Genomic DNA, 25,237 nt, shown 5'->3' with positions numbered 1-25,237 from the left:
GGTCGATGAGGTTGGTTTGGCTCAGGGCAGAGTACAGAGCGTCAGCGGAAGCGAGAGGGCATGGGTGCCCTGCTGGCGAACCTGGAGAGGGGCGCCGGGTGCCATCTCGGCGAGTTCGCTCCAGAGAGCTGCGGGGAGGTCCAGACGCGGCGCGGCGACCGACCAGGTGGCCAGCGGCGCTTCCAGCGGACCTGTCGTGACGCGGTAGAGTTCGGCTTCTTCGACCAATGGCATGTCTATTCCGTCCTGCCACGCCCATCCTCCCCGCGTGCGCCGGGTCCATGACAGGGTGCAGGTACCATCGTGCCGCACCGTCCGGCGGGGGTGGACCGGGGAGAGCGGCCGCAAGGTGATGCCATCCAGCCGCACCCGGCTTTGCGCAGGAGCCGCATCGCCCGCACCAAGCGCGACGACCTGACGTTCGGCTGCCGAGCCGAGCACGGACGTATCGATCGAGGCAAGCCCCGTGCCGAGCAGAGCGAAGGGCTCGCCGGCGATGTGGAGCGCCCTCGCGGCTTCGGTTCCGCCGCGTCCACGCAGCAGGCCGCTCAGGCGCCAGTATCCATCGCCGAGTGGAACGGCATGCAGGAACTGCAAGATCTCTTCGCCGACGATCGCCAGGTTGGCGCCTGCCGCGAGCTGCCGCGTGTCGATCGATGCCAGCTGCATGGCGGGGTCGATCAGCCTCACAACAAGCCCGGGGCCTCGGTCCAGGAAAAGCGGGTTCGCGTCCGGGAGGATGGAAACGGTCGTGCCCATCACTGCACGGCGACGGCCGCTGGGGCCGAGCGGCAGCAGCTCGCCGTCTCCGCGGTCGGCGAAAAGGGCTGCTCCTCGCCAGTCGGGGCTGGCACTGGAAACAGCGGCGAAGCACCGCGGAGCATCCGGTCCACCGCTCGCGGGATCGAAGGGCAGCTCGAAGGCGAAAAGGCCTGTTTCGCCCGGCAGGACGTCGGGCAGGGAGTTGAGGCGGCCGGGGTCCGTTGCAAGCGCAGGCGGCATGTCTGCACCAAGGGGCAGATGACGCTGCAGCGCGAGTTCGATGCCGCTTTCGCGCCACTCCCATTCGCAGACCCGCCACATTCCCCCGATCCCCGGCAGGGAGACAAGCGAGCCGGGCGCTATGGAGGCATCGAGTTCGCAGGTGCGCCAGGACACGCGATCCCGGCTCCAATCGATGCGGCGAGCCGCGCTTTCGATCAGGGTGCGAGCAGATGCCGCCTCGATTGCGGCGGGAAGGTCCAACGCGCCGGGCTCCCCGGCCATTGCCCGCCCGCTCGCGCGCTGGACACTTGCCTGATAGTCGCGGCCCGGATCGTAATAGCGCAGGATCATCGGCGGTTGCGCGGAAGCCGGTGCGCGATGTCTGGTAAAGCCGGAGGCCCCGCCGAAGTCGTCGTCGCCGACTGCGATCGCGGCCTCGGGAAGTTCGACGAGGTCGGCGTGCGAACGTTCGCGGGCGATGACGAGCCGCCCTCCTGCGGTGTCTATGGCGAGCGGCACCACCTGGTCGAACGTTTCGATGTCGGTCGCGGGGGGCCCCTCGCTGGAGTATCCGAGGATCGTCGGCAGCGGCAGGGAACCTTCGAGGTCTTCGACCACGTCGCGAACGAGCGCCCCGAGGTCGAAGCTCTCGTCAGCGATGATCTCGAACGTGAGCGAGGGGATGCGATTGTAGAAGGGAGCGAGCTCGAGGTTCTCGAACACGGCATAGGCTAGGTCGCGGTGGGCGGGACAGCGTTGCGCCCCCTCCGCCGCAGCCATGAGCGGATCGGGTGCCTGATTGCCCTGGCCGGTGTGGATCCGGAGAGTCCCCCCCACCTTGAGGTCGCCCGCAGCACCGCGCAGCAGCTTGCCGTCCGCCCAGATCCGGCCCACGGAAAGGATGGGCCGGCTGGAGAGGGCGATCGCGAAGTTCGCCGTGTAGCTGTAGGTGGTGGTGCCGGGCGTGCCCTTCCCGCCACCTTGGGCTTCATCGTGTTCGACGAGCTCGGTCGCCCAGATGATCGAGCCGGCCACGCGCATCCGGCCAAAGTGCCGCGGCACGATCTGGCCGTAGGTGGAGGTGGTGACGGCCAGGTCCTTGAGGCGCGGGCCCTGTCGGCGGCCCGGCCCGAACAGTGCGGCATCGACCTGCCGCCCGGCGAGCGTGCCGATGGCGCCGCCGATCGGACCGCCCAGCATCGTGCCTATGCCGCTGAATACGAGCGTTGCCATGTCAGTTCCTCATCTTGGCGCGAGAGTATTTTCGGTTCGAAGGCGCCAGTGCGCCACGATCGGCCAGTCTTCCAGCAACGCGCCGAGGGCCACTCTGCGCAGGCCCGCATGAGCATGGACGATGGCCCTCGGGCCCGCCGCGACCGCGAAGTGAAGCTGGCACGGCGAGACGCGCAACATCAGTACGTCGCCTGGCTCGATGGGCCCGGTAACCGTTGCCAGGCCCAGCTTCTCGCCCAGAGCGAAAGCCTGGGGAGCGTGCAGGGTGCGCAGGGCATAGCCGTTTGGCAGCGGCGCCTTGCGGCCCAGCGCTGCCAATGCGGCAGCCACCAGGCCCACGCAGTCGAGCGCCACGTGCGGCTCGCGCCCATGGAGGCGAAAGGGCGTGCCGATGAGGCGGCTTGCCGCTGCAGCCAGGCTCTCCCCGGTCATGCCATTGGCCCCGGGTATCGGGTCAGCATGTCGTTGCCCGGCAGGTATGGCTCGCCCCGAAAATTCGCGGCGTTGCCGAAGCGGGCCGCGCAGGTGTCCAGCGTGTGATCGCACCCTTCGCGCAGAAGCGCACGGGTTCCGCCGGGAATACCCTCGTCGAGCGGCAGGTCAAGGACGAGGCCACCTGCGCCATCGTCACCCATGACCATCGCCACGGCGCCCATGAGCGGTCCTTCCAGCCAGCGCAGGCTTCCCCCCGCGCTGAGGGCAGGCTCCTGGTCTTCCCGGAGGAGAACTGCGTTGCTTGCGAGGTGAAGGGCGGCAACGGTCACCTCGCGCGTGAAACGAAGGGGATTGAGGTTGCAGCCTGGTCCGCAGAATGCAGCGCGGCAGGTCGGGCTCGTGCGGGGAACGGGATCGCGCCAGAGTTCCGCCTTGCGCGAGATCAGCTCGGCCGAGAAGGCGCCGTCCTCTTCGGCAACCGCGCCGATGGTTCCGGCGTAGAGCACTTCGCTTTCGCCGGTCTCCCAGTCCACAAGGCCGATGCGCACTTGCGCAGCGTCGAAGCGGCCGGCGGCAAGGTCAGTCGCATCGAGCGCCTCGTGGCTGAGCGCGCCGCGCACTTCGGCGCTGTCGGGCTCGAGATCGGCGGACTTGCGGATGGAGCTTGGCACCATTCCGGGCGAAGCGCGGTGAAGCACGCCATCCAGCCAGATGTCACGATCGTGGCTAATGAGCCCGACCGCCACGCCGTCGCGGCGCAGGATGCGCCAGAAAGTGGCGACCGTTTCCACCGGAGCGGTGAACCATTTCCTGCTCATGACCCCTCCCGGATCTCGACGATGGGTACGCTTGGCGCCTCGCCGGCGGCGAATGCGGAGCCGGACACCTCGAGGCGGTCTTCCGCGAAGCGCACCGGCACATCGAACAGGAAGCCCGCGCGGATCACCGAGCCGGGCGGCGGAGCGGCGTCGAACACGATTGTGCCGCCTGCACCCCGCCTCCAGCCAGCTTCCATCGGCACGCCGTCGACCGAGGCGAGGATCGATCCGGGAACCGGACGGGTGATGCGGCGCTGCTGCGCGTCGTCCCCGCTTCCGTACCGCTTCATCAGCGCGAAATCGGTGCGCAGCCCATCGCCGCTGCCGATGTCCTGATCGAGGGGGCCGGGCACGCCAGTCATTCCGCTGGAGCTGAAATCGCTCGGGTCGCGCAGCCGGAAGCCGCGTGCGGGCCCACGCCTTGCGCGGTAGAAGGCGATGAGTTCGCCCAGCTCGACTTCGGAACGAACGCCCGGCCCCACGTCGAAACGCAGGCGTGCGTTGGACCACAGGCTGTTGCGCCGCTCGAAGCCTGACGCAGTGACCGAGACGCTGGTTGAGAATTCGGGCACCACGGTGGCGTCACGACCCAGGGCGAGGGGATAGAGCACGTCGTCGAAGGCCTGCATGGCTTCTACTCCTGCGAAGGGGGGAAGGCGCACGTATCCGTCGCGCGCGACTTGCGGCAGCGCCCAGACGACGATCTCGTGAGGAGCGCGGCCAAAGGCTTCGTCGATCCCGGCGTCGATGCGGATCCAGTGGTCGGGGCGACCGGGGGCAAGGACGAATCCCGCAAGGTAGTCCTGCTCGTGCGGGGGATAGCCAAGGCGCGCGTCGACTTCGGCGTAGGCACTCCGGCGCAGGCCGTCGGCTCCGGCGGTCAGCCAGTCATAATCCTCCACCTGAAGGCGGTCGAACGCCGGAGCCGCCCATCCCACGGGCAGGTTCGCGCGCTTGAGTTCGGGCATGTCGGGTGCGAGCAGGGTGGGAGTGAAGACGAGCGCCAGCGCCTCCACGGAGCGGGGGGCCACTTCGTCGCGCACGGCGGATACCAGCCCGGCAGTGGACTGCGCGAGCATGGCTCCCGCCTGGTCGAGCAGGGCAGTCTGATCCGTGTTGAGCGCAGCGCGCATGTCTGCGATGGCGGCAGGCGAGCCCCCGAACGCAGCTCTTGCCGCATCGTCGTAGAGGCAGATGCGCCCGTCGCCGAACGTCCACCACCAGGGCTCGCCCACCTGAAACCGGACTGGAGCGCCAGCTTCCGCCATCAGGGCGGCGAAGGCCCGTGCCACGGACTGAAGCCATGCCATCGCGCCCGGGTTCGCCGGTGAAAGCAGGGTCGAAGGCGGATCCCACCCGGTAAGCGCCGGATTGCCTTCAAGGTCGCGCTGCTTCCAGGCCGCCGGGCAGTGCTGGTCCAGAAGTTCGTAGGACAGCGAGGCGACCGGGCTGAACCCCATCCGGGTGCACTCGGCGAAGAACGCGCGGTGCCAGGCGCGGGTGGGCGTGTTGAGCGGATCGCCGTCCTGCCCCGCAAGATAGGCATCGCCGTCGTGAGCGAGCCGGAAGTAATGGCTCATCCCAAGGTAGTGAACGACCGACCCGCGGTAGCCGAGCTGGCGCACGCTGCGCAGCAGGCGCGCCGGCGTCTGGACGCACTGGTCGTCATAGCCGGTGGCGATGGCAAGGCCACTTGGCGGCACCATGACATCGCCGATCTCGAGCATGGCGCGTGCGCCATCGGCGGCGATGTCAGACATCTCGATCCAGCCTTCCGCCTCTGCGGGAAGCGGGGCCGGGCTGGCGCCGTCGTAGCCGGGCGGGGCGAAGGAGATGAACATCCGCTCGATCGCGCGCGGCCATACCCGGTCGGCATCGGCGGGCAGCGCGTAGCCGCCGTCGAGCGCCGAGAAATCCAGCTCGACGAGGGCGTCCTCGCTCGTGCCATCGGCGTAGTTCCACAGGCGCACGTACCAGGTGCGCGCCGCGCCCGCTTCATCGCGGCCTTCGATGGTAAGGGTCGGGCCGTTGACGGCATCCAGCGGGAGGATCCCGGAAGAGCGCCAGCGAAAGCGCAGCGTGGTGCGCGAGTAGTCGCGGTCCGTGCGGTAGCCGAGCAGCGGGTGGTCGAGCCGGTCCTCGCTGTCCCAGATGAGGCCGCCAAGGTCCGCCCGGCGCAGGAACGAGGCTTCGACGCGCAGCGAGTCCGGGCCGGTCGAAACCACCGTCGCCACCATCGGGCGGGGATAGTTGACGGTCCAGAAGCGCGGGTCGAAGCGCATGATCCAGTCGCTGGCCTGACCCTCGCGCTTGCTGGCGAGCCAGAATGCCATGGTGTAGTCCTTTGGAAGAAGGGAAGGTCAGTAGGTGAGGGCGCGGCGCACCGCGCTTGCCAACTGCCGCGAGGATCGCTGGAGCGACTGCGGGGTGCTCGCGCCGCGCGGGGACGTGACGTTGATGGCGACACGCACCTCGCGTCCGCCGGAGCCGGTTCCCGCCTCGATGCGCCCGGCCGAGGTCGGCACGAAGACTTCGGGCCCCCGCTCGCCCACCAGATACCCGCGCCCGGGAGAGACGTTGCCGCCCGTCGCGCGGCCGGGTAGGCCCAGCGCTCCGGCGAGGAGCCCCGTGATATCGAACCCGCCCGTCGCCGCGGCCCCCCCGCCGCTGCCCATTACGGCAGAAGCGAGCGTGCGCGCCGCCTGACCTGCGATGGCATCGAGCGCGGAGGATGCCGTGCGCTTCAGGTCGTCGAAGCCGAGGCCGCCCTTGCGGATCGCCCCCGAAAGGCCGCGCTCGAGGGCATCGCCGGCGCGGGTGAAACCGGAAACCAGGTCGCCATCCACGGCGCTGCGCATCTGCGCGATATCGCGGGCGAAGCCATCGGTGCCGGCGCGCACTTCCACCAGCAGGCTGTCGATCTCATCGTCCATCGTCGTGCTCCATCAGACGTTGCAGGGTGCCTCGGTCGAGACCGGGGCTGGCGGCATCGCTCGCCGTCATCCCGAGCGCGGCGGCGAGTTCGGCGGGAGTGGCGGACCAGAATTCGTGCGGGCGCCAGCCCAGCGACCGTGCCGCAACCCCGCAGAGCGCCAGCACGGCGGGAGCGAAGCGGCTCACGCAGCGCCTTTCAGGATCTGGCCCAGGAGAGTGCGCAAGGGCGCGGCGCAGGCGGCAAGTCCCTGCCCCGCCACCGCCTCGCCGATCGCTTCGCGGGTGAGAGCCTCCGGCTCGGCAAGGCAGTGCCAGAACAGGGCCGTCATCTCGGCGAGCTTCAGCTCGCCCGCGCCCGCGCGCTCCACCAGCGCGAAGAGGGAGCCGAGTTCCTCCTCGGCGGCGACAAGCGCTGCAAAGGTGGGTCGCAGCAGCCGGGGAAGGCCCGCGACCGTGAGGCTCGCCTCGCCGCGAAGCGCGTTCGGCGTGCTCATGCGGGCGAGACCTGGCCCGAGCTTTCCAGCTGCAGCGTGTAGTTGCGCTCGCCGTTGAAGTCGCCTGCATAGTCGAGCCGCTGGACGAGGAACCGGCCCCGCAGCCGCTCTCCGTCCTCGAAGCTCAACTCGTAGTCGTCGAGCGTGCCGGCCATGGCATTGGCGCGGATACGGGCTTCGGCGGCGCTTCCGAGGAAAATGCCAGCCGCACTGACCGAAACCGAGCGCACGCCCGCGCCGGAGAGGAGTTCGCGCCAGCCGCCGCTGTCCTTGGAAGTGACGACGACGGCATCGCCCGTCACCGACATCTGCGTCGTGCGCAGCCCGGCTACGGTCTGGTAGGCGGCGGGAGTCGCGCCGTTGGAGATCTTGAGGAGGAAGGCGCTGCCTTTCTGGGCGGGCATGGTCGGGCTCCTTGGGATTGAGGTGGAAGGTGTCAGGCCGCCAGCAGGCGGAAGCGGTATTCGACGAGGATCGCCCTGCGGCTTTCCGCGCGCTGCTCGGCGCGGGCGCGAAGGAACACGGTCGAGGCGATGCGGAACGAGGGCTGCACGGCGGGCATGGCTTCGATCCGCGCCTCAATCGCCGATACGAGGTCGGCGGCGGTATCCGGCCGGTCGCCCCGGCAGTGCAGCTCCAGCGCGATGCGCACTTCGCGGCCGGGGATGGTCTTGGTGCTCCAGTCGGTGCTGGCGCTCGTGGCGATGGCGAGCCAGGGCAGGCTGGTACGCGAAGGCGCTTCCTCGACCACGGCGTTGAGCCTCTGGGCAAGCGCGGCATCGCACGAGAGCCAGGCGATCAGCGCGGCGCGCAGGGCGAGTTCCATCACTTTTCCCTTCCGAACAGAGGCCAGACCAGAGCGGCGCTGCGCCAGCGGCGCTCGTCGCGCCTGCTTGCCAGCACGCGTCCCGCGACATGGGCCTGGGCGATTTTGGCGGCGCGCGCGGCCAATCGGGCCGCCAGCGCGTCGAAGCTGGTGCGAGCGGCGATCATGCGAGGCGCAGCCGCCGCCAGGGGCGCCAGAGCGCGGCCACCGATGTGGGCGGCGTGGGCGAGGCGCCGCTGCCTTCGCGCTCGCGGTGCTGATGCGCGGCGAGACGCACGATGCCGTGGCGCAGGCCATCGGGCAGCGCGCCCCATTCGGACGCAAGGCCGGCGGTGAAGCGAACGGCAATCCGCGTCGAGGGCCGGGCGAGGCGGACCCTCCCCGTGCCGTCCGCGCCCAGATCGGCTTCCCAGTCCGGCGCGAGAAGAGTGCTGCGGCTGCCGTCGGAGGCGATCGCGTCCACGGCCGCGATCGACTGCACCGGGCGCGTGGCGAGCGTGAGCCAGCCGCAGCGGCCGTCCAGCCGCTCTTCGCAGGCAGCTTCGAGCGGCATGGCGCCGATGAAGGCCTCGCACGTCTCGAGCGCCGCGGCGATGAGCGCCGAGAGGGCGTTGTCGTCGTTGCCGGTGGTGATGCCCAGCCACTGGCGCAGCTCGGCAAGTGCCGAAGACGGCAATGCGGCGGGTGTAAGGATGACCCGGTTCATGGGCGCCTCCGATGGTTCGATGTCGGGAAGGAAGAAGCGAAAGGTGCCCGCGCCGCCGGGAGGGGATACGGCGACGCGGGCCTCGGCCGGATCAGGCCGAGATGCGCAGCAGCTTGATCGCGTCGGAATCGAGCACCTGCCCGCCGATGCGCTTGGTTGCGTAGAAGTGGACGAAGGGCTTGTTGGTGAACGGATCGCGCAGGATCGAGGTGGCCGAGCGTTCCGCGATGAGATAGCCCGCGCGGAAGTTGCCGAAGGCGATCGGCGAGGCGCTGGCGGCGATATCGGGCATGTCCTCGGCCTCGATCACCGGGTAGCCGAGCAGGCGGTTCGGCTGGCCTTCCATGATGCCCGGCTGCCACAGGAACGAGCCGTCCGCCGCCTTCATCTTGCGCACCACGGCCAGCGTCTTCGAGTTCATCACCCAGGTGGCACCCTGGCGGTGGCCTGCCTTCAGCGCATGGACCAGGTCGATGAGCTTCAGTTCAGGCGCGGCGTCGAAGCCCGAGGCATTGCCCGAGACGATGTGCTGCAGCGTGCCGAAGGGGCGGGTCGCGTCGGCGGCGGTGGTGGAGGTGACGTTCAGGAAGCCGCGCGGCTGGTTGGTGCCGGTGCCGGTGATGAAGGCCGCGCCCTCGGCCCGGGCGAACTCGGTGGCGATCTCGTTGGCCAGCCACGACTGGACGTCGAAAGCCGCATCGTCGAGCATTGCCTGGCTCGCGGCCGGGTTGGCGTAGAGTTCGCCGGTCGGCGGGGCGATCTCGGCGAAGGCGGGGGTGGAAGTCTCGGGCCGGGTCGCGGTTTCGCTCACCCAGCCGGACGCGGTGCCGCTGGTGGTGATGAGCTTGCGATAGCCCGCGCTGCCGGTCTGCACCACCTGGGCGATGGCGCGGATCGGGCTGATGGCGCGCAGCCGGGCGGAGATAAGCGCATCGATCTCACGCGGGACGGCGAAGCCGCCGTCTGCCGCCACCGCGCCGGAGAACGACTTGAGCTCGGTCTCGCGGCCCGCCCGGAGGTAGCCCTGGACGAAGCTCTTCACCTCGAGGCTGGAGCCGTCCGGGCCGCCTTCGATGATGGGACGGGCGGCGGCGCGGCTGACCCGGTCGAGCCTTGCCTTCACATCGTCGACATCGCCGCGCAGGACCTGGACCGCGACATCGGTCGCATCCTGGCGGGCGACCAGATCGAACGAGGCATCGAGCGCCTCGACGGGAGTATTGGCTTCCATGGGGTATTCACCTTTCGGTTGGTGGGGAAGGAGAAGGGGGCAGGAGCAGGGGCGCGAGGAGGCGGCTCACGCGATTAGGTGGACGCGCGCCTCGTGCTGCATCGGGTGGGTGACCAGGCTGACCTCGAACAGGTCGACGTCGAGCAGTTCGCGGCCGTCTTCGGAGCGGCGGCTTGCACGGGCACGGTAGCCGAAGGACAGGCCGGTCACGGTGCCGCGCTTGAGAGCGAGGCCCGCTGCGCCGAAGGGGTTGTCGATCGTCGCGACGACGCGCAGGCCGCGCTCGTCCTCGGCGGCCGTCTCCACCCAGCCGATGCGAAGGTCCGACCGGTGCTGCCAGTAGAGCGGCAGCGGATCGCGGCGATCGGCGAGGGTGCGGGCGAACGCGCCCGCGCGGATCGTGTCGCGCCCAGCATCCGTCCTGCCGAAGAGGGCGGCATAGCCTGCGAAACGCAGGGGACCATCGCCGCTCATCGCAGCAGATCCGTGGCGCCAAGGCGCACCGCGATGCCCAGCATCAGAAGGGCGAGCGCACCGCGCATCAGCCAGCCCACCACCGCCGAGCGTGCGCTCGACTTGGCATCGCGCCACGCGCGCAGCAGTTCGCGCAGTTCGCCCATGTCCTGCGAGGCGGTCGCGTCGTCCAGGCCGATGCGGGCCAGCATGCGCCTCGCGCCAAGCTCGCTGGCTTCCTCGACGACTGCCCTAAGGGTCACGAGATCGCCGCCTTCCCTTGCCGCCTGCGCGAGCAAACCGGCCAGCATATCATTGGAGTTCATGATTTGTTCTCCGAATTTTCCTGATTATCAAGGGGGCGGGGCTGCAGGCCGAGCAGGGCGCGCTTCTCATCGGCATCGAGGAAGTCGGCCGCGCTCACCTGGGTCCAGAGCCGCTCGCGGTCCTCGGCGAGCGCGGGCACACGGTCGAGGTCGATGGCGAGCACGGCTTCCGGGAACCAGGGAGCCAGACCTTCGCCGATGGCCGCCAGGATCTTGCTGGCGAGCGGCAGCAGCGTCAGGCGCCAGAGCGCACGGTTCGCCTCGCGGTAGTTGTTGTACGTGGCATCGCCCGGCAGGCCCAGCAGCATGGGCGGCACGCCGAAAGCAAGCGAGATGTCGCGCGCGGCGGCGGCCTTGAGAGTGGCGAAGTCCATGTCGGCCGGGGTCATCGCCATGGCCTGCCACTTCAGGCCGCCCTCCAGCAGCATCGGTCGCCCGGCGTTGGCCATCCCCGTGTAGGCGCTGGTGAGCTCGGCCTTGAGCCGCTCGAACTGGTCGGCGGTAAGCGCCGCGCCGTCCTCGCCCTCGTAGACCAGCGCGCCGGAAGGACGGGCCGCGTTCTCCAGGAGCTGGCGGTTCCATGCCGACGCTGCATTGTGCGTGGCGATCGCCTCGTCCGCGGCGGTGAGGCACCCGGCGCCGTAGTGGTCGTCCGCCGGGTGGAAGTGGCGGATATGGATGAGATTGGGCGAGGCATCCTCGTCGAGGGCAGGTATCGTCAGGCGGCGGCCGGCGACATCGTAGGCGAAGGCGGCGGGCCAGCCGTCTTCGCCGGCCACCACGCTCACCCGCTCGGGACGCAGGGCGAAGAGTTCGACCGGGCAGCCCCGGGCGTCCTTTAGCACCTGCACGTAGGCGTTGCCGTGAAGCAGCAGGTGCGAGGCCAGCGTCTCGAGCAGCGGCTGACCGGCGCTGGTCTCGGCCACGAGCGCGGCGAGCGCCGGCTCTCCCGGGCGAAGCGGCGCACCGCCGATCCCCTCGGCGACAAGCCGCACCGCCCGCTGCGCCACGGGGTTCTCGAGGTAGGCGCGGCGCACCGCGCTGTTGTACTCGAAAGGAGCACGGGCCTTGCCGGTCTCGGCGAAGAACCAGGGCGAGGCGGCGCCGCGCGCCAGGGGAACGCGGTTCCTCTCGCCCTTGAAGGCGGCGACGAGGGTTTCGAGGAAGGACATGGAGTTCCTTTCGAGAGGAGTTTCAAAGCGGCGCGCCGGAGCGCGGGCGAATAGGACGAGATGGACGAAGAGCGTTCGTCGGCCTTGGTAGAGGAGACTAGATCGCCGCCCTGATCCGAGGGCCTGCCGGGCGGCCCAGCATCAGTTCGGTCAGCGCCCAGACCAGCGCGTCGGCACGGTCGGGGGAGCGTCCGGGCCCTTCGTAGGCGCCGCCCGCCACCAGCCCGCACAACTCGTCCTCCAGCGCGGGGAACGTGCCGCGATGGCGGACGCGGCCCGCTTCGTAGAGGGCGGCGACCGGCTCGGCTCGGGCGGTCTTGCCCCGGCTGGCGTGGACGAGCCGCAGCGGCAGCGAGAGCGCCGCGGCGCGCAGCACCGCGCCCACCATCTCGCCGCCCTGGTTCGCCTCGGCGACTACGCGGTCGGCGCGCCATGTCTCGGCGGCGTTGGCGACCGCGCGGGCCCAGCGCTCGGGACCGGCCTTCTCGACCGAGGCATCGGCCAGCACATGCGCGGTGCCGTCGTTTGCGAGCGCTGCGACCACGATGCCGCAGGCGTCCCCGGCGGAGGAGCCGGGAGGATCGACCCCCACGACCACGCGGACGAACTCGGCGGGATCCTTGCTGCGGCAGCTTTCCAGCAGGGCGCGGGTCCAGAGCGCGCCTTCGATGTCGGCGATCAGTTCGCCGTCGAGCTCCTGCCGGCCCAGCAGCGACTGGCCGAAGCTGCGCCGGATGTCGGTAAGATAGCGTGCGGGCAGGTTCTCGCGGTTGTCCTCGGTGCTGCCGCGCGTCACCGCGATGTCGTCCTCGCTCTCACCCAGGATGCGCTGCAGGAGCGGCACCGCGCGCGGCGTGGTGGTTGCCAGCACGCGGGGCCGCTCGCCCAGGCGCATGCCGAAGAGCAGGTTGTCCCAGGTGCGCACCGCCCGGCCCGAGGCATTGTCCCACTTGGCCACCTCGTCGCACCAGCCGTGGCTATGCTGGGGCCCGCGCAAGGCCTCGGGCTCCTGCGCGGAATAGAGCATGGCCTGCGCCCCGTTGGGCCAGACAAGCCGCCGCAGCGAGGATTCGAACCGGGGGCGCTGCTTTGCCGGACCAACCGAAAGAAGGCCGCTTTCCCCCTCCACCATCACTGCCCGCATGTCGGGCAGGCTGGCGCCGACGAGAGCGAAGCGCGCTTGCGGATCGGCCTTGGCGACGGCGCGGACCCATTCCGCCCCCGCGCGGGTCTTGCCAAAGCCCCGCCCCGCCATGATGAGCCAGGTGCGCCAGTCCCCGGGCGGGGGAAGCTGCGACGGGCGCGCCCAGAGCCGCCAGTGCGTCCCCAGTTCGGCGCGCTCCTCGTCGGTGAAGGCCTCCATCTTCGTCCGGCGCTCGGACTGGGGAAGCGCCTTGAGGATCGCCAGCTTTTCACTGATCATCGGTCTGGTCGGTGTCGGCTCCGGGCGCAGGCAGCGCCGGAAGGCTGCGCTCGCGCATCTTCTCGATCTTGGCGTCGATGGCATCGAGGATGGCATCGGAATCGCGGTTTTCCATCACCGCCCGCTGACGCGCGGTGCTCTCGCGGTGGGCGGCAAGTAGGCGCAGGGCATTGGCGTTGTCGAAAGTGCGCACGCCCTTCTTCGCACCGGCGGCGGGCTTCACCTCGCCTTCGCGCAGACGGCGCAGCAGCGCCATCTCGAGCATGTCGTAGCCTTCGCAAAGGGCCTCCTGCCATTCGCGGTAGAACCCGGGCTCGGCCCGCCTTGCCTGGTATGCCAGCGCGGGGCTGATGCCCGCGTGGCGCGCCGAGGCGGCAACGTTCGAGGTTGCCGCAAGCTCGGCCAGGAAGGCGGCGCGCCACTCGGGCACGGCATCGGTGCCGACGGCGTGCGCACGTCGGCAGGGCAGGGGGGCATCCGCCATGATCGGTTCCAGTTGCTGAAGCAGGGAGCGGGAGCGGCCCGGAGGCAGGCTCTTGCGCTGTCTGTCCTGGAGTACCGGATAGGACGTCACATGTCAAGAATAAAAACCTAATAGGTTACACGTGGAACATCGTTCGTACTTGTCGGCGGAGGGCGCTGTCACTAAGCAGAGCCGCGTTCGGGCGTGGGGCCCGGGGGGAACACGATGCTTCGCCGTCTCTACGACTGGACCATGGCCAAGGCCGCGCACCGCCACGCCGAATGGTGGCTCGCCGCCTTCGCGTTCATGGAGGCCAGCTTCTTCCCGGTACCGCCGCACCCGCTGCTCGGCCTGATGTGCCTGGCCGAGCCGAAGAAGGCGATTCGCTTCTCGGTCATCGCGACGCTGGCTTCGGTCGCGGGCGGTCTGCTGGGCTACGCGATCGGCCATTTCGCCTATGCCGCTTTCGGTGAGGCGCTGCTCGGCGCCCTGGGCCTGGCCGAGAGCTTCCCCAAGGCGGCCTGCTACCTGCGCCTTTACGGCGCCGAGATCATCATCGTGAAGGGCGCGACGCCGATCCCCTTCAAGCTGCTGACCATCACGGCAGGCTTCATCGGCATGAACGTGCTGGTCTTCATCGGCGCCTCGATCCTTTCGCGCTCGATCAGCTTCATGGTCGTGGGCGTGCTGTTCCGCCTGTTCGGCGCACCGATCAAGGCAGTGATCGACAAGCATCTCGGCAAGGTCACGGCGGCGTTCGCGTTGGCTGTGGTGGCTGGCTTCCTTGCCATCGCCTTCCTTGGCGGCGGCGCCAAGGACACCAACGAGAAGTGCGCCTCGGCCGTGGCGGGTCGGTCGGCCTGAGCGGCAACCGGGGCGGTTCCTCGCAACGGTCTTTCCCCTGACACCGAAAGCGGCGATCTCTGGCGTCCCGTTCACACGCCAGGGAGTGCCCCCATGTCCAGCATCGCCATCGTCGTCGGCAGCCTTCGTGCCGAATCGTTCAATCGCCAGCTGGCCGAGGCACTCACCCGCTTGCCCGAGGCGCAAGGCCATGAGTTCGCCTTCGCCGACATAGGCTCGCTGCCGCTCTACGATCAGGATGACGATGCCGACCAGGCCGCGAGCGTCAAGGCGCTGAAGACGCTGATCTCAGGCTCGGACGGGGTGATCTTCGTGACGCCCGAATACAACCGCTCGATCCCGGGCGTGCTCAAGAACGCGATCGACCACGCCTCGCGCCCTTACGGGCAGAGCGCATGGGCGGGCAGGCCCGCAGGCGTGATCGGCGTGTCGGTGGGCGCGATCGGCACGGCGCTGGCGCAGCAGCACCTGCGAGCCGTCCTCGCCTATCTCGACATGCCGACGCTGGGCCAGCCCGAGGCGTTCATCGCGTGGAAGGAAGGGTTGCTGAACGCGGACGGCACCGTGGGCGAAGGTTCGGCCGGGTTCCTGGGCGGCTGGATGGAAGCGTTCCTGGGCCTCGTGGAATTGCACAAGGCACCCTGATCAGGAGGCTTTCGCCAGCGCTTCTGTCAGGACCGGGCGCAGCGCCTCGTAGCCGGCGGCGGTCAGGTGGATACCATCCTCCATGAACAGTGCCTTTCGCACCGTTCCGTCCGGGCGCAGGAGAGCGGCGTGGTAGTCCGCCAGAACAAGGCCGCGCCGTGACGACAGGTGCCGGAGCAGGGCATTGAGGCGCGCGATGTCGGGTGCGGGATCGCCAAGGCGAAAGCCCTTGAAGTCGCGCGCGGGAGGCACCGTGCCGACGATGACCTTGATGCCATGGGCGCGGGCCAGTTCCACCATGTCGAGCAGGTTCGCGGTGATCTGGTCCAGCGCCACGGGTCCGGTAAGGCCGGCGATGTCGTTCGTGCCCACCCAGATGTGAATAATGCGCGGGCGCAGGGCCAGCGCATCCTGCCGGAAGCGCAGCAGGACCTGGCCGCTGGCCTGCCCGCCGACCCCGCGCGTGACGATCTGGCGCTCAAGGCTGGCACGCGGCCAAGCGGCGGTGAGCGAATCGCCGATCATCACCACGCCTGGGCGGATGCCGGCGGCGATCATCCGCCGGTTCTCCTCGCGATAGCCGCAAAGCGTCGCCCAATCGTCCAGAGGGCGGCCGGTGACGACCTGCCCGTCCGCGCCGCATGGCCGCTCGGTCAGGCCGACGAGCGCCATGCGGCGATGGTCGGCCCATGTGGTGAAGGCGGCGTAGACACCCAGCGCGGCGACCAGCGCCAGCACCAGGATGCGGGGGCGGATCGCTGGCCGGCGAGGCATGGGCGGAAAGCGCCCCGTCCTAGCCGATGATGCCCACTGCCTGGCCGGCGCGGGTGAACATGCCAATGATCTGCTGGACCTGCTGCGCCGTATGCTCGGCGCAGAGCGAGCAGCGCAGCAGCGTCATGTTCGCGGGCGTCGCCGGCGGCCTTGCAAGGTTGACGTAGAGACCCTCGCGCAGCAACGCTTCCCACATCATCGCGCCGCGTTCCAGATCGGGCATGATGACCGAGATGATCGCGCTCTGCGGCTCGGTGGTGCCGAGTTGGAAGCCGGCATCGGTCAGGCCCTTGTGCAGCGTTCGCGAGCTTTCCCACAGGTGCGCGCGCTTGTCGGCGGCGGTCATCAGCTTGCGGATCGAGGTGGTCGCGGTGGCGACCACGCTGGGCGGCAGGCTGGCGGTGAACACGTAAGGACGGCAGACCAGGCGCATGATCTCGAACTTGGGGTGGTTCGAGACGCAGAAGCCGCCCACCGTGCCGACCGACTTGGAGAACGTGCCGATCACAAAGTCCACGTCTTCGAGGCAGCCCTGCTCCTCGGCCACGCCGCGCCCGTTGGGGCCGATGAAGCCCATCGAATGCGCCTCGTCGACCAGCACCATGGCGCCGTGCTTCTTGGCGACCGCGATCATCTCCTTGAGCGGGGCGATGTCGCCCAGCATCGAGTAGACGCCTTCGAGCACGACCAGCTTGCCCGCGCCCTCGGGAATGCGCTTCAGGCGCTTTTCCATGGCCTCGATGTCGTTGTGCTTGAACGGCACGACTTCGGCGTCGCCCATCTTGCAGCCGTCCCAGATGGAGGCGTGGCTGTCGATGTCGAGGACGATGTAGTCGCCCTTGCCGGCAATCGTCGAGATGATGCCGAGGTTGGCCTGGTAGCCGGTGGAGAACACCATGGCGTGCTTCATGTCGTAGAAGTCGCATAGCGCCTCTTCGACTGCCTTGTGACCCGCATAGGTGCCGTTGAGCACGCGGCTACCGGTGGTGCCCGAGCCGAAATCGTCGAGCGCCTGCTTGCCCGCCGCGATCACGTCGGGGTCGAAGGTCATGCCCATGTAGTTGTAGGTGCCCAGCAGGATCGTCTCGCGCCCGTTGCAGATCGCCACGGTGGGCGAGACGACGCGCTCCATGACGAGGCCGAACGGGTCGGTGACGCCGGTGGAGAGCAGGTCGGCGCGCATCTTGATCAGCGGGTCGAACTTGCTGAACAGGTCGCCCCCGTTTGCAGGAGCGTCGCCGCCCACGAGGGTTTCGGGCTGGTCGGGCTGGCTCACGGCATCGGTCATCGTATTCTCTCTATCAGCCCTGCAGCCTGACGACGGCGTCGACGAGCTGGCCGTAGGTCTCGATCTCGGCCTGCTGGTTCATCGAGATGATGATGTCGAACTCGTCCTCGATGGCGGCGACGAAATCCATCACCGTCAGGCTGTCGAATTCGAGGTCGTCGGTGAAGCGGGTGGCGTCGGTCACTTCGATGCCCTTCTTGTTGAAGGGTTCGATCAGGCCGGCGATGCGGGCCGAGGTCTCTGCGCGGTCCATGGGGTATCTCCGAAAGGGTCGGCGGCGCTCTGGCCGGGAAATGCGGCGCAAAAGCGGCGCGGAACGGTCATGTCAAGGAATGTGTATCACAGAAGCGCCCGCACGGCCTGCATGAACGGCCCGATCGACACCGGCTTGGCGAGGTAGCCTTCCGCGCCCGCTTCGCGGATGCGTTCCTCGTCGCCCTTGCCGGCATAGGCGGTGACGGCGAGGATCGGGATGGGGCGCAGGACCGAATCCTTCTTCGCCGCCTCGATCAGGTCGAGCCCGGAGACGTTCGGCAGCTGGATGTCCATGATCACGAGATTGGGCACGAACTGGCGCGCGCGGTCCAGCGCGTCGAGCCCGTCCGCCACCGGTTCGACGGCGAAGCCCTGGGCGCGAAGCACGTCGCAAAAGAGCTTCCGGTTGAGATCGTTGTCCTCGACAACGAGGATTCGCTTTGCCATTCGACGCCCTGATGACCATCTGAGGGAGAGGGCCCCCGAGGTTCCTGCCATCCCGTCTATTCCACGAGAGCGAGGCTGACAATTCTTCGAGACACGCCATCCCCCGCCGACCCGCAGGCGCTGGCGCTCAATGCGCTGGGCTGGGTCCTGGTCGACCAGGACAGGGCCGAGCGCTTCCTCTCGCTCACCGGGCTCAGCCCCGAGGAACTGCGTGCGTCGCTGGGCGAGCCCGGCACCCTGACCGCGGTGATAGAGTTCCTCTGTTCGCATGAGCCCGACCTGCTTGCCGCCGCCGATGCGCTCGGTGTCACCCCTCAGGCGCTTGCCGCCACGCGCGAAAGGCTCGGCGCATGAGCACCGACACCGGCAGGCCCCTCCTCATCACCGACTGCGACGAAGTGCTGCTTCACATGATCAAGCACTTCCGCGACTGGCTGGCGGAGGAAGAAGGCGTCCGCTTCGACATGACGGGCGGCGAATTCTATCAGTCGATGCGCCGCCTCGGCAGCGAGACGCCGCTTGAACAGGCGGAAATGTGGGCGCTGCTCAACCGCTTCTTCGATACCCAGATGCACCGGCAGACCCCGATCGAGGGCGCGGTGGACGCCATCGCCGCGATCCGCGAGGTGGCCGACGTGGTGGTGCTCACCAACTTGCTCGATTTTCGGCGCGAGGCCCGCGAGACGCAGCTGGCCGGCCATGGCATGCCGCTTCGGGTCTTCACGAACCAGGGGCCCAAGGGACCGGCGCTGCAGGCGATCCTCGACGAGTACCGCCCCGCCCGCGCGGTCTTCATCGACGACCTGTCGCAGCACCACGGCTCGGTATTCGAGGTTGCGCCCGCAGTGCGCCGCCTCCACCTGTGCGGCGAGCCGCAGATCGCTCCCGGCATCAAGTGCGCGCACAAGCTCGGTCACGCGCATGCGCGCATCGACGACTGGGGCAGCGCGCTTCCCTGGCTACTCGAAAGCCTGACACGCGAAGAAGAGGATATTCATGAGCAACATTGACGCCCGCCTGGCCGAACTGGGCCTGACCCTTCCCGAACCGGCGGCGCCCGTTGCGGCCTATGTGCCGGTTGTCGAGGCGGGCGGGCTGGCCCACGTTTCGGGACAGCTGCCGTTCGTGGAGGGCACCCTGGTCACCGGCCGCCTTGGCGAAGACGTCTCGCTCGAGGCCGGCGTGGAAGCGGCACAGGCCTGCGCGGTCATGATCCTGGCCCAGCTCAAGGCCGCCCTCGGCTCGCTCGACCGGGTGGAGCGGATCGTTAAGCTGGGCGCGTTCGTCAATTCGACCGGAGACTTCACCGACCAGCCCAAGGTCGCTAACGGCGCCTCGGAGCTCATGGTCGCGGTCTTCGGCGATGCCGGCAGGCACGCCCGCAGCGCCGTCGGCGTTCCCGTCCTGCCGCTGGGCGCCGCTGTCGAAGTGGACGCCATCGTTGCCGTTCGCCCTGCTTGATCGCTGGGCATCGCCCGTTCCCGATCCGCGCAAGGTCGCGTGGATCGGCGAGCACGACTATGCCCATCGCGGGCTGCATGGCGCGGGCGTGCCCGAAAACTCGCGGGCGGCCTTCGCAAAGGCGATCGAGCAGGGCCACGGCATCGAGCTCGACGTTCAGCGCTCGGGTGACGGGCACCCGGTGGTCTTCCACGACGACGCGCTGGAGCGCCTGACCGGCGAGACGGGGCCCGTCTTGCGGCGCAGCGCGGCGCAGCTTGGCGCCATCGCCCTGTCCGGCTCGGCGGAGACGATCCCCACGCTGCGACAGGCGCTGGCGCAGATCGGCGGGCAGGTTCCCGTCCTCATCGAGGTCAAGTCCGATCGCGACACCCGGGTCGCTGCGCTGTGCCTTGCCGTGCGGCGGGTGCTGGAAGGCTATACCGGGCGGCACGCCGTCATGAGCTTCGATCCGCGGGTGAGCCGCTGGTTTCGCATCCATTCCCCCCATACCGTGCGCGGGCTCATCATCTCCGAGGGAGAGGACAGGGCCTTGCCGGGCCGGATCCGCCGCCGCCTGTGGCTCTGGTGTGCGCGCCCCGATTTTCTCGCCTACGACGTGCGCGATCTGCCGAGCCGCTTCGCCGCGCGCCAGCGGCGGCGCGGGCTGCCCGTCGCCACGTGGACCGTGCGCGAGGCCGAGCACGACGAGCGGGCGCGCACCCACGCCGACGCCGCGATTTTCGAAGTGGCGGGCGATCCTGCGGGTGACGTCAGGTGAGTGACGGCACCTTCACCGCACGGGTGCTGGGCAAGGTGGGCGACGTGCCCGCCGAGGAGTGGGACGCGCTGACCGACGGGGGCAATCCCTTCGTCTCCCACGCCTTCCTCGCCGCCATGGAAACCTCGCGCAGCGTCGGCGCGCGCAGCGGCTGGACGCCGCTGCCGATCGTCATCGACGGGCCGGACGGCCGCGTCGCCGCCGCGCTGCCCGCCTATCTGAAGGAACACTCGCAAGGCGAGTACGTGTTCGACCATGCCTGGGCCGACGCCTGGCACCGGGCGGGCGGATCCTATTATCCCAAGCTGCAGATCGCCGTGCCTTTCACGCCGGCCACGGGTCCGCGGCTGTTGACCGCGCATCCCGAACTCGCCCTGCCGCTGCTGCGGGCAGCCGAGACGCTGTGCCGGGACAATGGTCTGTCCTCGGCGCATGCCACCTTCATCGAGCCGGCGCAGGTTCCCGTGTTCGAGGCGGCCGGCTGGCTGCTGCGCGAGGACATCCAGTTCCACTGGGAAAATCGCGGCTATGCCAGCTTCGACGAGTTTCTTGGCGCGCTCTCCTCGCGCAAGCGCAAGGACCTGCGCAAGGAACGGGAAAAGGCGCAGGAAGGCGTCGAGATCCGCGCGATGACCGGCGACGAGATCACCGAGGCGCACTGGGACGCGTTCTGGGATTTCTACCAGGACACGGGCGCCCGGAAGTGGGGTCGCCCCTATCTCACCCGCCAGGCGTTCAGCCTCCTGGGCGGAACGATGGCGCGCCAAATCCTCATGGTGCTTGCCTTCGACGAGGGAGGAGAGCCGATCGCCGGCGCTCTCAACTTCATCGGCCGCGACACGCTTTACGGGCGATACTGGGGCGCACGGGTCGACAAGCCGTTCCTGCACTTCGAGCTGTGCTACTACCAGGCGATCGATGCCGCGATCCGGCTGGGCCTCTCCCGCGTGGAGGCGGGCGCGCAGGGCGGGCACAAGCTGGCGCGCGGGTACGAGCCGGTGCGCACGGTCTCGGCGCACTACATCGTCCACGAATCGCTTCGGTCCGCCATCGCCGATTACCTGGCCCGGGAGCGCGACGGCATCGCGCAGGACCAGATGTGGCTCGGCGAGCGATCCCCCTTCCGCAAGGCCGAGGGCTGAACGCTCTCAGGCGGCCTTGCGCATGGTGCCCGCCAGCCACTGGCGTGCACGGCGCTGCGCCTCGGCGATTTCACGCGCGGTCATGTCGTCGGACACTTCGGCTCGGCAGGTCGCCGCTTCCTCGTGGCCGGAGACGGCGGCGAGGTTGAACCACTTGTGCGCCTCGACAAGGTCGCACCCAGCGCCGAGGCCGCCGGTGGAGTAGGCGACGCCAAGCTCGAAGCAGGCGTCCGCATCCCCCTGCGCCGCGTCGGCGAGCGCGGCGGCAAGGCGCAGGTCGGCAGTTGCCGGGTCGGATCCGGCAACCGGAGTGGCGGCCATATGCTTAATCGAGACAAGTTCCATCGTCAGCCTCATCATCCTTCAACCGAAGCAGTTCTCTGCAATCGTTGATCACAATGTCGGCGATTCGCCCGAAAATAGAGTTAACGTCCGTTCCGCGTCGCACCTTTAGGGAGGAAGCCCAGTTGCGGCCCTGAGCTTCGTTAAGAATTTTGTGGATGATCGATCATATGCGCTTGTGCACGCATAGGTGCGGAACTATAGGCCCCCTCAACCGCGGATCGTTTACGGTTACCGGAAAAAGTCCGGGGCTGCAGGGCGTTGGCGATCCGATGGAGACACTTGCGGAGTTTCTCTGGATGGCAACGGCCCTAGCTGACGAAATCGATGTACTGGCCAAGGCGAAGCGCGCCATTGGCGGCGCTTACATTCCCGATCCCAACGAAGACTACATGAGCGAAGCGCAGCAGGATTATTTCCGCAAGCTGCTCCTCGCCTGGAAGAAGTCCATCCTCGATGCCGCGGCAGGCACGCTGCAGCAGCTGCAGGACGGCCCCATCCGCGACGCCGACCTCAACGACCGCGCTTCGAGCGAGACCGACTGGGGCATCGAACTGCGCACCCGCGACCGGCAGCGCAAGCTGATCGCCAAGATCGATTCGGCGCTGCGCCGCATCGAGGAAGGCGAGTACGGCTACTGCGAAGTCACCGGCGATCCGATCGGCCTCGGCCGTCTGGAAGCCCGGCCCATCGCGACCATGACCGTAGAGGCGCAGGAAGCGCACGAGCGCCGCGAAAAGGTCTCGCGCGAGGACTGAGCCGGGCTCCCCGCTCCGGGTGCCTGCGGTCAAGTTCCGTCCAGCGGTCCGCCCGGGACACTTTCCGGGTGGGCCGTTAAGCCTTTATTCGCCATTGCGCGCTAGTCACGGAAGCTGACGCGCGTTATCCTGCGCAGGCCCGCTCCAGCGGCGCGGCAATGGATACTTGCAGATGCGTAATGCCGGACGGAGCGCATGAACGAAGGTGAAAATCGGCAGATCGCGCGTGACAGCCTGTTCCTCATGGCTGACCTGCGCATCGAAGGACTTGATGGCGAGTTTCGCATCAAGGTCCGCAATCTGTCGTCCGGCGGCATGATGGGCGAAGGCGTTGTGCGCGTCGTCCGCGGCACCGTGGTGCGGGTGAATATTCGCAATATTGGCTGGGTGGAAGGCTCCGTCGCCTGGGTTCAGGACAGCCGTTTCGGCGTGGCGTTCCGGGACGACATCGATCCCCGCCTCGCGCGCGAGCCGGTGGGCCGGGTTGCCGATCCCACGCCCGATTTCATCCGCAAGCACCAGGACCACATGGCGGTGCCCGGCGCCACCCGGCGCAAGCTCTGAACGCCGCTTTCCGGAGTCGTCCTGCGCGTTCGGCAGTCCGCCGTCGGCACGGCTCGCGGCTTGCAGTGTGCCTGGAGCGACACGGCTTTCCCGGTAAAATCCGGCGCTTGAGCATTTGCGCCGGTGTCGAAATGCACTAGGCCATCCGACATGTTCTTGCCGCGCTCCCAGCGCCCCGCGACGTGGGCCTCGAAAGTGGCGCTCGCGCTCGCGTTCTCGCTCGCGTTCTCGGGGGGTCTGGCGGGCTGCGGCGCTTCCGACACGTCCTCCCTCGACGTGGCGGTGGTGGACGACGGGCCCGACCCGGTGGCGCCGGACACCCGGCTTGCCCCGGCCCGGCAGATGCTGCGCGCGGCGACGGCGGAAGGTCTGGTGGCCTTCGATGCCGCCGGGCGCGTGATCCCCGCTCTCGCCGACCGCTGGATCGTCACCGACGACGGGCAGAGCTATATCTTCCGCCTGAGGGAAGGCACCTGGCCCGGCGGCGATCCGTTGACCGCAGAGTCCGCGCGCCGGGCGATCCGCTCGGCGCTCAGGAACCTGGGCGATACTCCGCTTTCCCGCGACCTCGACGGGATCGACGAAGTGCGCGCCATGGCGGGGCGCGTCGTCGAGATCCGGCTCAACCGGCCCATGCCCTACCTTCTCCAACTGCTCGCCCAGCCCGAGCTTGGGCTCGACCACGATGGCGAGGGCGCCGGGCCGATGGCGATGACGCGCAGCGGCGACGTGGCCGTGCTTACCCGGATCGAGCCCTCCCGCCTGGGGCTGCCTGCGATCCAGGACTGGAACGAGCGCACGCGCCGCGTTCGGCTTCATCCGCTGGCCGGCCCCGCAGCTGTCGAGGCGTTCAACGCCGGCAAGGTCGATCTCGTGCTCGGCGGACGCATACAGGACTTCGTCGAGACGCGTTCGGTCGGCATCCTGCGCGGTACGATCCAGCTGGATCCTGTCGTCGGCCTGTTCGGCCTGCAGGTCATGGCGGGTGCCACGGCGAAGGACGGCTTCCTGTCGCTCGCCGCCAACCGCGAGGCGCTGGCCATGGCGATCGACCGTCCCGCATTGATCGCGCCTTTCGGTGTGGGCGGCTGGGTGCCGACGACGCGGATCGTCACGCCCAGCCTCGATGGCGATCTCGGCACCATCGGGGAGCGCTGGGGCGAGCAGCCGCTCGAGCAGCGCCGCGCGCTTGCCGGGGCGCGGGTACGGGCATGGCGCCCTGCGGAAGGCGCGCCGGGGCCGGTGCGGCTGCGGATATGGTTGCCCCAGGGCGGCGGCTCGCGCCCGCTGCTCGACCGGCTCGTCGCGGATTTTGGGACCATTGGCGTCGGGCTGGAGCGCGTGCCGGACCTCTCGGACGCGGACCTTGCGCTGGTGGACGATGTTGCGCGTTATCCGCGCGCGGCCTGGTTCCTCAACCGCCTGTCATGCCAGCAGGCCAAGGCGCGTCCCCGCACGCTCTGCTCGCCCGAGGCGGATGACCGGGTGGCCGAGGCCGCTAAGGCTGCAACGCCCGCCGAGCGGGCCGCGCTGCTCACCGAAGGAGAGGCGGAACTGACGGCGGCTAACGTCTTCATCCCCTTCGGAACGCCGATCCGCTGGTCGCTCGTGCGCGGAAGCGTGGATGGTTTCGCGACCAATCCGTGGGGCTGGCATCCCTTGATGCCGCTTTCCTGGCTCCCCAAGTAAGACGCAGCGGCAACCGCGCCGCATGTCTCGAGAGGTCAGGCGAAGTTGGTCACAGGTTCAGGTTCGACGGATCGGGGCGGCTTGGCCGGACGCTCCGCGCAGGGCGCAAAGGCCCGGCGCATGGACATCGAGCTGCCGCTCGGTAGCGATCCGGCATCGGTGCGCCGCCGGGTGGAAGCGCTCGAACAGGTGCTCGAACGGGCGCTGACGGTCCCGGGCCTCAACCGCAAGGTCGGGCTCGACGCGATCGTCGGGCTCGTACCCGTGGCAGGCGACGTCGTTTCCGCCGCCATGGGCCTTTATCTCGTGTGGGAGGCCCGGAACCTCGGCATGTCGAAGTGGCAGCTGGCCCGGATGACGGCCAACGTCGGGTTCGACACGATGGTCGGCGCCATTCCCTTGGCCGGCGACCTGTTCGACTTTGTGTTCCGCTCCAACTCGCGCAACCTGCGCATCATCCGCAAGCATCTGGACAAGCACCACCCGCAAACCCGTGTGATCGAGGCCTGAGGCTTTCGGCGGAGGCTTCCGTCGGTCGGTGCGCGGCGCTATGGCAGGCGCATGAAAGCGATCCGCCTTTCCCTGACGACCGCCGCGCTGCTGACGGCCGGCGCTTGCTCGCAGTCCGACACCGCGCCGGGGCCCGGCGGGGTCACTGTCGGCGAGGCCCGGGCCCTTGACGAAGCTGCGGCCATGCTCGACGAGCGCCGCCCTCCCGAGCAGGCGCTGCAGCCTTCGAAGTAATGCCGC

The 25,237-nt window shown here is 68.9% G+C and carries 34 protein-coding genes; 12 read left to right on the top strand and 22 right to left on the bottom strand.

The window, feature by feature from the left end:
• Window positions 1–21: 21 nt before the first annotated feature.
• The 17 genes from GR702_RS00270 to GR702_RS00190 form a co-directional block, all read right to left on the bottom strand.
• Window positions 22–2,217 (bottom strand): phage tail protein, encoded by a 2,196-nt coding sequence (locus tag GR702_RS00270; RefSeq protein WP_160983962.1) that lies wholly within the window; start codon window positions 2,215–2,217, stop codon window positions 22–24.
• Between the two features lie 9 nt (window positions 2,218–2,226).
• Window positions 2,227–2,649: a hypothetical protein gene (locus GR702_RS00265; RefSeq protein ID WP_160983961.1), complete on the bottom strand. Its 423-nt coding sequence runs from the start codon at window positions 2,647–2,649 to the stop codon at window positions 2,227–2,229.
• The gene (locus GR702_RS00260) at window positions 2,646–3,470 is read right to left on the bottom strand and encodes a DUF2163 domain-containing protein (protein ID WP_160983960.1); all 825 of its coding nucleotides are present in this window, start codon (window positions 3,468–3,470) and stop codon (window positions 2,646–2,648) included. The genes GR702_RS00265 and GR702_RS00260 overlap by 4 nt, the downstream gene beginning before the upstream one ends.
• Window positions 3,467–5,803 (bottom strand): DUF2460 domain-containing protein, encoded by a 2,337-nt coding sequence (locus GR702_RS00255; RefSeq protein WP_160983959.1) that lies wholly within the window; start codon window positions 5,801–5,803, stop codon window positions 3,467–3,469. The genes GR702_RS00260 and GR702_RS00255 overlap by 4 nt, the downstream gene beginning before the upstream one ends.
• A gap of 27 nt (window positions 5,804–5,830) precedes the next feature.
• Window positions 5,831–6,403 (bottom strand): tail tape measure protein, encoded by a 573-nt coding sequence (locus tag GR702_RS00250; protein WP_160983958.1) that lies wholly within the window; start codon window positions 6,401–6,403, stop codon window positions 5,831–5,833.
• Window positions 6,393–6,590 carry a phage tail assembly chaperone gene (locus tag GR702_RS00245; RefSeq protein ID WP_160983957.1) on the bottom strand — a complete coding sequence of 66 codons (198 nt, stop codon included), beginning with the start codon at window positions 6,588–6,590 and terminating at the stop codon, window positions 6,393–6,395. Before GR702_RS00245 ends, GR702_RS00250 begins: the two co-directional genes overlap by 11 nt.
• Entirely contained in the window at window positions 6,587–6,898 is a 312-nt protein-coding gene (locus GR702_RS00240) for a gene transfer agent family protein (protein WP_160983956.1), read from the bottom strand. Before GR702_RS00240 ends, GR702_RS00245 begins: the two co-directional genes overlap by 4 nt.
• Window positions 6,895–7,302: a phage major tail protein, TP901-1 family gene (locus tag GR702_RS00235; RefSeq protein WP_160983955.1), complete on the bottom strand. Its 408-nt coding sequence runs from the start codon at window positions 7,300–7,302 to the stop codon at window positions 6,895–6,897. Before GR702_RS00235 ends, GR702_RS00240 begins: the two co-directional genes overlap by 4 nt.
• 32 nt (window positions 7,303–7,334) lie before the next feature.
• Entirely contained in the window at window positions 7,335–7,724 is a 390-nt protein-coding gene (locus GR702_RS00230) for a DUF3168 domain-containing protein (protein WP_160983954.1), read from the bottom strand.
• On the bottom strand, window positions 7,724–7,891 hold the full coding sequence (locus tag GR702_RS00225; protein ID WP_160983953.1) for a hypothetical protein: 168 nt from the start codon (window positions 7,889–7,891) through the stop codon (window positions 7,724–7,726). The genes GR702_RS00230 and GR702_RS00225 overlap by 1 nt, the downstream gene beginning before the upstream one ends.
• Entirely contained in the window at window positions 7,888–8,430 is a 543-nt protein-coding gene (locus tag GR702_RS00220; protein WP_160983952.1) for a head-tail connector protein, read from the bottom strand. Before GR702_RS00220 ends, GR702_RS00225 begins: the two co-directional genes overlap by 4 nt.
• A gap of 91 nt (window positions 8,431–8,521) precedes the next feature.
• The gene (locus GR702_RS00215) at window positions 8,522–9,661 is read right to left on the bottom strand and encodes a phage major capsid protein (RefSeq protein ID WP_160983951.1); all 1,140 of its coding nucleotides are present in this window, start codon (window positions 9,659–9,661) and stop codon (window positions 8,522–8,524) included.
• Between the two features lie 66 nt (window positions 9,662–9,727).
• Window positions 9,728–10,135, bottom strand: coding sequence for an HK97 family phage prohead protease (locus GR702_RS00210; RefSeq protein ID WP_160983950.1), 408 nt, complete (start codon window positions 10,133–10,135; stop codon window positions 9,728–9,730).
• Window positions 10,132–10,440, bottom strand: a complete 309-nt coding sequence (locus tag GR702_RS00205) for a DUF6127 family protein (protein WP_160983949.1) — start codon at window positions 10,438–10,440, stop codon at window positions 10,132–10,134. The genes GR702_RS00210 and GR702_RS00205 overlap by 4 nt, the downstream gene beginning before the upstream one ends.
• The gene (locus tag GR702_RS00200; RefSeq protein WP_160983948.1) at window positions 10,437–11,612 is read right to left on the bottom strand and encodes a phage portal protein; all 1,176 of its coding nucleotides are present in this window, start codon (window positions 11,610–11,612) and stop codon (window positions 10,437–10,439) included. The genes GR702_RS00205 and GR702_RS00200 overlap by 4 nt, the downstream gene beginning before the upstream one ends.
• A 97-nt stretch (window positions 11,613–11,709) precedes the next feature.
• Window positions 11,710–13,035: a DNA-packaging protein gene (locus tag GR702_RS00195; RefSeq protein WP_160983947.1), complete on the bottom strand. Its 1,326-nt coding sequence runs from the start codon at window positions 13,033–13,035 to the stop codon at window positions 11,710–11,712.
• Window positions 13,025–13,519 (bottom strand): hypothetical protein, encoded by a 495-nt coding sequence (locus tag GR702_RS00190; RefSeq protein WP_160983946.1) that lies wholly within the window; start codon window positions 13,517–13,519, stop codon window positions 13,025–13,027. Before GR702_RS00190 ends, GR702_RS00195 begins: the two co-directional genes overlap by 11 nt.
• 204 nt (window positions 13,520–13,723) lie before the next feature.
• On the opposite strand from GR702_RS00190, the gene GR702_RS00185 reads away from it, so the two are divergent.
• Entirely contained in the window at window positions 13,724–14,362 is a 639-nt protein-coding gene (locus GR702_RS00185; protein WP_160983945.1) for a YqaA family protein, read from the top strand.
• 93 nt (window positions 14,363–14,455) lie between these two features.
• The gene (locus tag GR702_RS00180; protein WP_160983944.1) at window positions 14,456–15,007 is read left to right on the top strand and encodes an NADPH-dependent FMN reductase; all 552 of its coding nucleotides are present in this window, start codon (window positions 14,456–14,458) and stop codon (window positions 15,005–15,007) included.
• Here the strand turns inward: GR702_RS00180 and GR702_RS00175 are convergent, their stop codons facing one another.
• The 4 genes from GR702_RS00175 to GR702_RS00160 form a co-directional block, all read right to left on the bottom strand.
• A complete protein-coding gene (locus GR702_RS00175; RefSeq protein ID WP_160983943.1) occupies window positions 15,008–15,781 on the bottom strand; it encodes a GDSL-type esterase/lipase family protein in 774 nt (257 codons plus the stop codon). It abuts the gene before it with no gap.
• 19 nt (window positions 15,782–15,800) lie between these two features.
• Window positions 15,801–17,069 carry a serine palmitoyltransferase gene (spt, locus tag GR702_RS00170; protein ID WP_202407974.1) on the bottom strand — a complete coding sequence of 423 codons (1,269 nt, stop codon included), beginning with the start codon at window positions 17,067–17,069 and terminating at the stop codon, window positions 15,801–15,803.
• Window positions 17,070–17,082: 13 nt separating this feature from the next.
• A complete protein-coding gene (locus GR702_RS00165; RefSeq protein WP_160983942.1) occupies window positions 17,083–17,322 on the bottom strand; it encodes an acyl carrier protein in 240 nt (79 codons plus the stop codon).
• Window positions 17,323–17,408: 86 nt separating this feature from the next.
• Window positions 17,409–17,771, bottom strand: a complete 363-nt coding sequence (locus GR702_RS00160; RefSeq protein WP_160983941.1) for a response regulator — start codon at window positions 17,769–17,771, stop codon at window positions 17,409–17,411.
• 75 nt (window positions 17,772–17,846) lie between these two features.
• On the opposite strand from GR702_RS00160, the gene GR702_RS00155 reads away from it, so the two are divergent.
• From GR702_RS00155 to GR702_RS00135, 5 genes are read left to right on the top strand one after another with little or no spacing between them, the layout of a single operon-like run.
• Window positions 17,847–18,125, top strand: coding sequence for a DUF3572 domain-containing protein (locus tag GR702_RS00155; protein WP_272916642.1), 279 nt, complete (start codon window positions 17,847–17,849; stop codon window positions 18,123–18,125).
• The gene (locus tag GR702_RS00150) at window positions 18,122–18,781 is read left to right on the top strand and encodes an HAD family hydrolase (RefSeq protein WP_160983940.1); all 660 of its coding nucleotides are present in this window, start codon (window positions 18,122–18,124) and stop codon (window positions 18,779–18,781) included. The genes GR702_RS00155 and GR702_RS00150 overlap by 4 nt, the downstream gene beginning before the upstream one ends.
• Window positions 18,768–19,232, top strand: a complete 465-nt coding sequence (locus tag GR702_RS00145) for a RidA family protein (RefSeq protein WP_160983939.1) — start codon at window positions 18,768–18,770, stop codon at window positions 19,230–19,232. Before GR702_RS00150 ends, GR702_RS00145 begins: the two co-directional genes overlap by 14 nt.
• A complete protein-coding gene (locus GR702_RS00140; RefSeq protein WP_160983938.1) occupies window positions 19,213–19,992 on the top strand; it encodes a glycerophosphodiester phosphodiesterase family protein in 780 nt (259 codons plus the stop codon). Before GR702_RS00145 ends, GR702_RS00140 begins: the two co-directional genes overlap by 20 nt.
• Complete coding sequence (locus tag GR702_RS00135) at window positions 19,989–21,134, top strand: GNAT family N-acetyltransferase (RefSeq protein ID WP_160983937.1); 1,146 nt, start codon at window positions 19,989–19,991, stop codon at window positions 21,132–21,134. Before GR702_RS00140 ends, GR702_RS00135 begins: the two co-directional genes overlap by 4 nt.
• 6 nt (window positions 21,135–21,140) lie before the next feature.
• Here the strand turns inward: GR702_RS00135 and GR702_RS00130 are convergent, their stop codons facing one another.
• Window positions 21,141–21,479, bottom strand: a complete 339-nt coding sequence (locus GR702_RS00130; RefSeq protein WP_160983936.1) for an SEL1-like repeat protein — start codon at window positions 21,477–21,479, stop codon at window positions 21,141–21,143.
• Window positions 21,480–21,775: 296 nt separating this feature from the next.
• Between GR702_RS00130 and dksA the strand changes: the two genes are divergently transcribed.
• From dksA to GR702_RS00105, 5 genes are all read left to right on the top strand, one after another.
• The gene (gene dksA, locus GR702_RS00125; protein ID WP_160983935.1) at window positions 21,776–22,234 is read left to right on the top strand and encodes an RNA polymerase-binding protein DksA; all 459 of its coding nucleotides are present in this window, start codon (window positions 21,776–21,778) and stop codon (window positions 22,232–22,234) included.
• A gap of 195 nt (window positions 22,235–22,429) precedes the next feature.
• On the top strand, window positions 22,430–22,798 hold the full coding sequence (locus GR702_RS00120; protein ID WP_160983934.1) for a PilZ domain-containing protein: 369 nt from the start codon (window positions 22,430–22,432) through the stop codon (window positions 22,796–22,798).
• 150 nt (window positions 22,799–22,948) lie between these two features.
• A complete protein-coding gene (locus tag GR702_RS00115; protein WP_160983933.1) occupies window positions 22,949–24,487 on the top strand; it encodes an ABC transporter substrate-binding protein in 1,539 nt (512 codons plus the stop codon).
• Between the two features lie 120 nt (window positions 24,488–24,607).
• Window positions 24,608–24,997 (top strand): DUF4112 domain-containing protein, encoded by a 390-nt coding sequence (locus tag GR702_RS00110; protein ID WP_160984412.1) that lies wholly within the window; start codon window positions 24,608–24,610, stop codon window positions 24,995–24,997.
• A 51-nt stretch (window positions 24,998–25,048) separates the two neighbouring features.
• On the top strand, window positions 25,049–25,231 hold the full coding sequence (locus tag GR702_RS00105; RefSeq protein WP_160983932.1) for a hypothetical protein: 183 nt from the start codon (window positions 25,049–25,051) through the stop codon (window positions 25,229–25,231).
• Window positions 25,232–25,237 lie beyond the last annotated feature (6 nt).

The organism is Novosphingobium silvae, assembly GCF_009856825.1.
Classification (GTDB): Bacteria; Pseudomonadota; Alphaproteobacteria; order Sphingomonadales; family Sphingomonadaceae; genus Novosphingobium; species Novosphingobium silvae.
Note: the sequence above shows the minus strand (reverse complement) of the source record. Positions and strands in the feature narration are given on the sequence as shown.

Excerpts from the sequence above, each read along its gene's own strand:
- GR702_RS00120 (WP_160983934.1), top strand. The coding sequence starts at position 22,430 with ATGAACGAAGGTGAAAATCGGCAGATCGCGCGTGACAGCCTGTTCCTC.
- GR702_RS00105 (WP_160983932.1), top strand. The coding sequence starts at position 25,049 with ATGAAAGCGATCCGCCTTTCCCTGACGACCGCCGCGCTGCTGACGGCC.
- GR702_RS00145 (WP_160983939.1), top strand. The coding sequence starts at position 18,768 with ATGAGCAACATTGACGCCCGCCTGGCCGAACTGGGCCTGACCCTTCCC.
- GR702_RS00270 (WP_160983962.1), bottom strand. The coding sequence starts at position 2,217 with ATGGCAACGCTCGTATTCAGCGGCATAGGCACGATGCTGGGCGGTCCG.
- GR702_RS00265 (WP_160983961.1), bottom strand. The coding sequence starts at position 2,649 with ATGACCGGGGAGAGCCTGGCTGCAGCGGCAAGCCGCCTCATCGGCACG.
- GR702_RS00220 (WP_160983952.1), bottom strand. The coding sequence starts at position 8,430 with ATGAACCGGGTCATCCTTACACCCGCCGCATTGCCGTCTTCGGCACTT.
- GR702_RS00190 (WP_160983946.1), bottom strand. The coding sequence starts at position 13,519 with ATGGCGGATGCCCCCCTGCCCTGCCGACGTGCGCACGCCGTCGGCACC.
- GR702_RS00240 (WP_160983956.1), bottom strand. The coding sequence starts at position 6,898 with ATGAGCACGCCGAACGCGCTTCGCGGCGAGGCGAGCCTCACGGTCGCG.
- GR702_RS00210 (WP_160983950.1), bottom strand. The coding sequence starts at position 10,135 with ATGAGCGGCGATGGTCCCCTGCGTTTCGCAGGCTATGCCGCCCTCTTC.
- GR702_RS00215 (WP_160983951.1), bottom strand. The coding sequence starts at position 9,661 with ATGGAAGCCAATACTCCCGTCGAGGCGCTCGATGCCTCGTTCGATCTG.
- GR702_RS00110 (WP_160984412.1), top strand. The coding sequence starts at position 24,608 with ATGGACATCGAGCTGCCGCTCGGTAGCGATCCGGCATCGGTGCGCCGC.
- GR702_RS00230 (WP_160983954.1), bottom strand. The coding sequence starts at position 7,724 with ATGGAACTCGCCCTGCGCGCCGCGCTGATCGCCTGGCTCTCGTGCGAT.
- GR702_RS00130 (WP_160983936.1), bottom strand. The coding sequence starts at position 21,479 with ATGGAACTTGTCTCGATTAAGCATATGGCCGCCACTCCGGTTGCCGGA.
- GR702_RS00225 (WP_160983953.1), bottom strand. The coding sequence starts at position 7,891 with ATGATCGCCGCTCGCACCAGCTTCGACGCGCTGGCGGCCCGATTGGCC.
- GR702_RS00260 (WP_160983960.1), bottom strand. The coding sequence starts at position 3,470 with ATGAGCAGGAAATGGTTCACCGCTCCGGTGGAAACGGTCGCCACTTTC.
- GR702_RS00165 (WP_160983942.1), bottom strand. The coding sequence starts at position 17,322 with ATGGACCGCGCAGAGACCTCGGCCCGCATCGCCGGCCTGATCGAACCC.
- GR702_RS00250 (WP_160983958.1), bottom strand. The coding sequence starts at position 6,403 with ATGGACGATGAGATCGACAGCCTGCTGGTGGAAGTGCGCGCCGGCACC.
- GR702_RS00205 (WP_160983949.1), bottom strand. The coding sequence starts at position 10,440 with ATGAACTCCAATGATATGCTGGCCGGTTTGCTCGCGCAGGCGGCAAGG.
- GR702_RS00160 (WP_160983941.1), bottom strand. The coding sequence starts at position 17,771 with ATGGCAAAGCGAATCCTCGTTGTCGAGGACAACGATCTCAACCGGAAG.
- GR702_RS00115 (WP_160983933.1), top strand. The coding sequence starts at position 22,949 with ATGTTCTTGCCGCGCTCCCAGCGCCCCGCGACGTGGGCCTCGAAAGTG.
- GR702_RS00255 (WP_160983959.1), bottom strand. The coding sequence starts at position 5,803 with ATGGCATTCTGGCTCGCCAGCAAGCGCGAGGGTCAGGCCAGCGACTGG.
- GR702_RS00235 (WP_160983955.1), bottom strand. The coding sequence starts at position 7,302 with ATGCCCGCCCAGAAAGGCAGCGCCTTCCTCCTCAAGATCTCCAACGGC.
- GR702_RS00195 (WP_160983947.1), bottom strand. The coding sequence starts at position 13,035 with ATGATCAGTGAAAAGCTGGCGATCCTCAAGGCGCTTCCCCAGTCCGAG.
- GR702_RS00175 (WP_160983943.1), bottom strand. The coding sequence starts at position 15,781 with ATGCCTCGCCGGCCAGCGATCCGCCCCCGCATCCTGGTGCTGGCGCTG.
- GR702_RS00200 (WP_160983948.1), bottom strand. The coding sequence starts at position 11,612 with ATGTCCTTCCTCGAAACCCTCGTCGCCGCCTTCAAGGGCGAGAGGAAC.
- spt (WP_202407974.1), bottom strand. The coding sequence starts at position 17,069 with ATGACCGATGCCGTGAGCCAGCCCGACCAGCCCGAAACCCTCGTGGGC.
- GR702_RS00180 (WP_160983944.1), top strand. The coding sequence starts at position 14,456 with ATGTCCAGCATCGCCATCGTCGTCGGCAGCCTTCGTGCCGAATCGTTC.
- GR702_RS00185 (WP_160983945.1), top strand. The coding sequence starts at position 13,724 with ATGCTTCGCCGTCTCTACGACTGGACCATGGCCAAGGCCGCGCACCGC.
- GR702_RS00150 (WP_160983940.1), top strand. The coding sequence starts at position 18,122 with ATGAGCACCGACACCGGCAGGCCCCTCCTCATCACCGACTGCGACGAA.
- dksA (WP_160983935.1), top strand. The coding sequence starts at position 21,776 with ATGGCAACGGCCCTAGCTGACGAAATCGATGTACTGGCCAAGGCGAAG.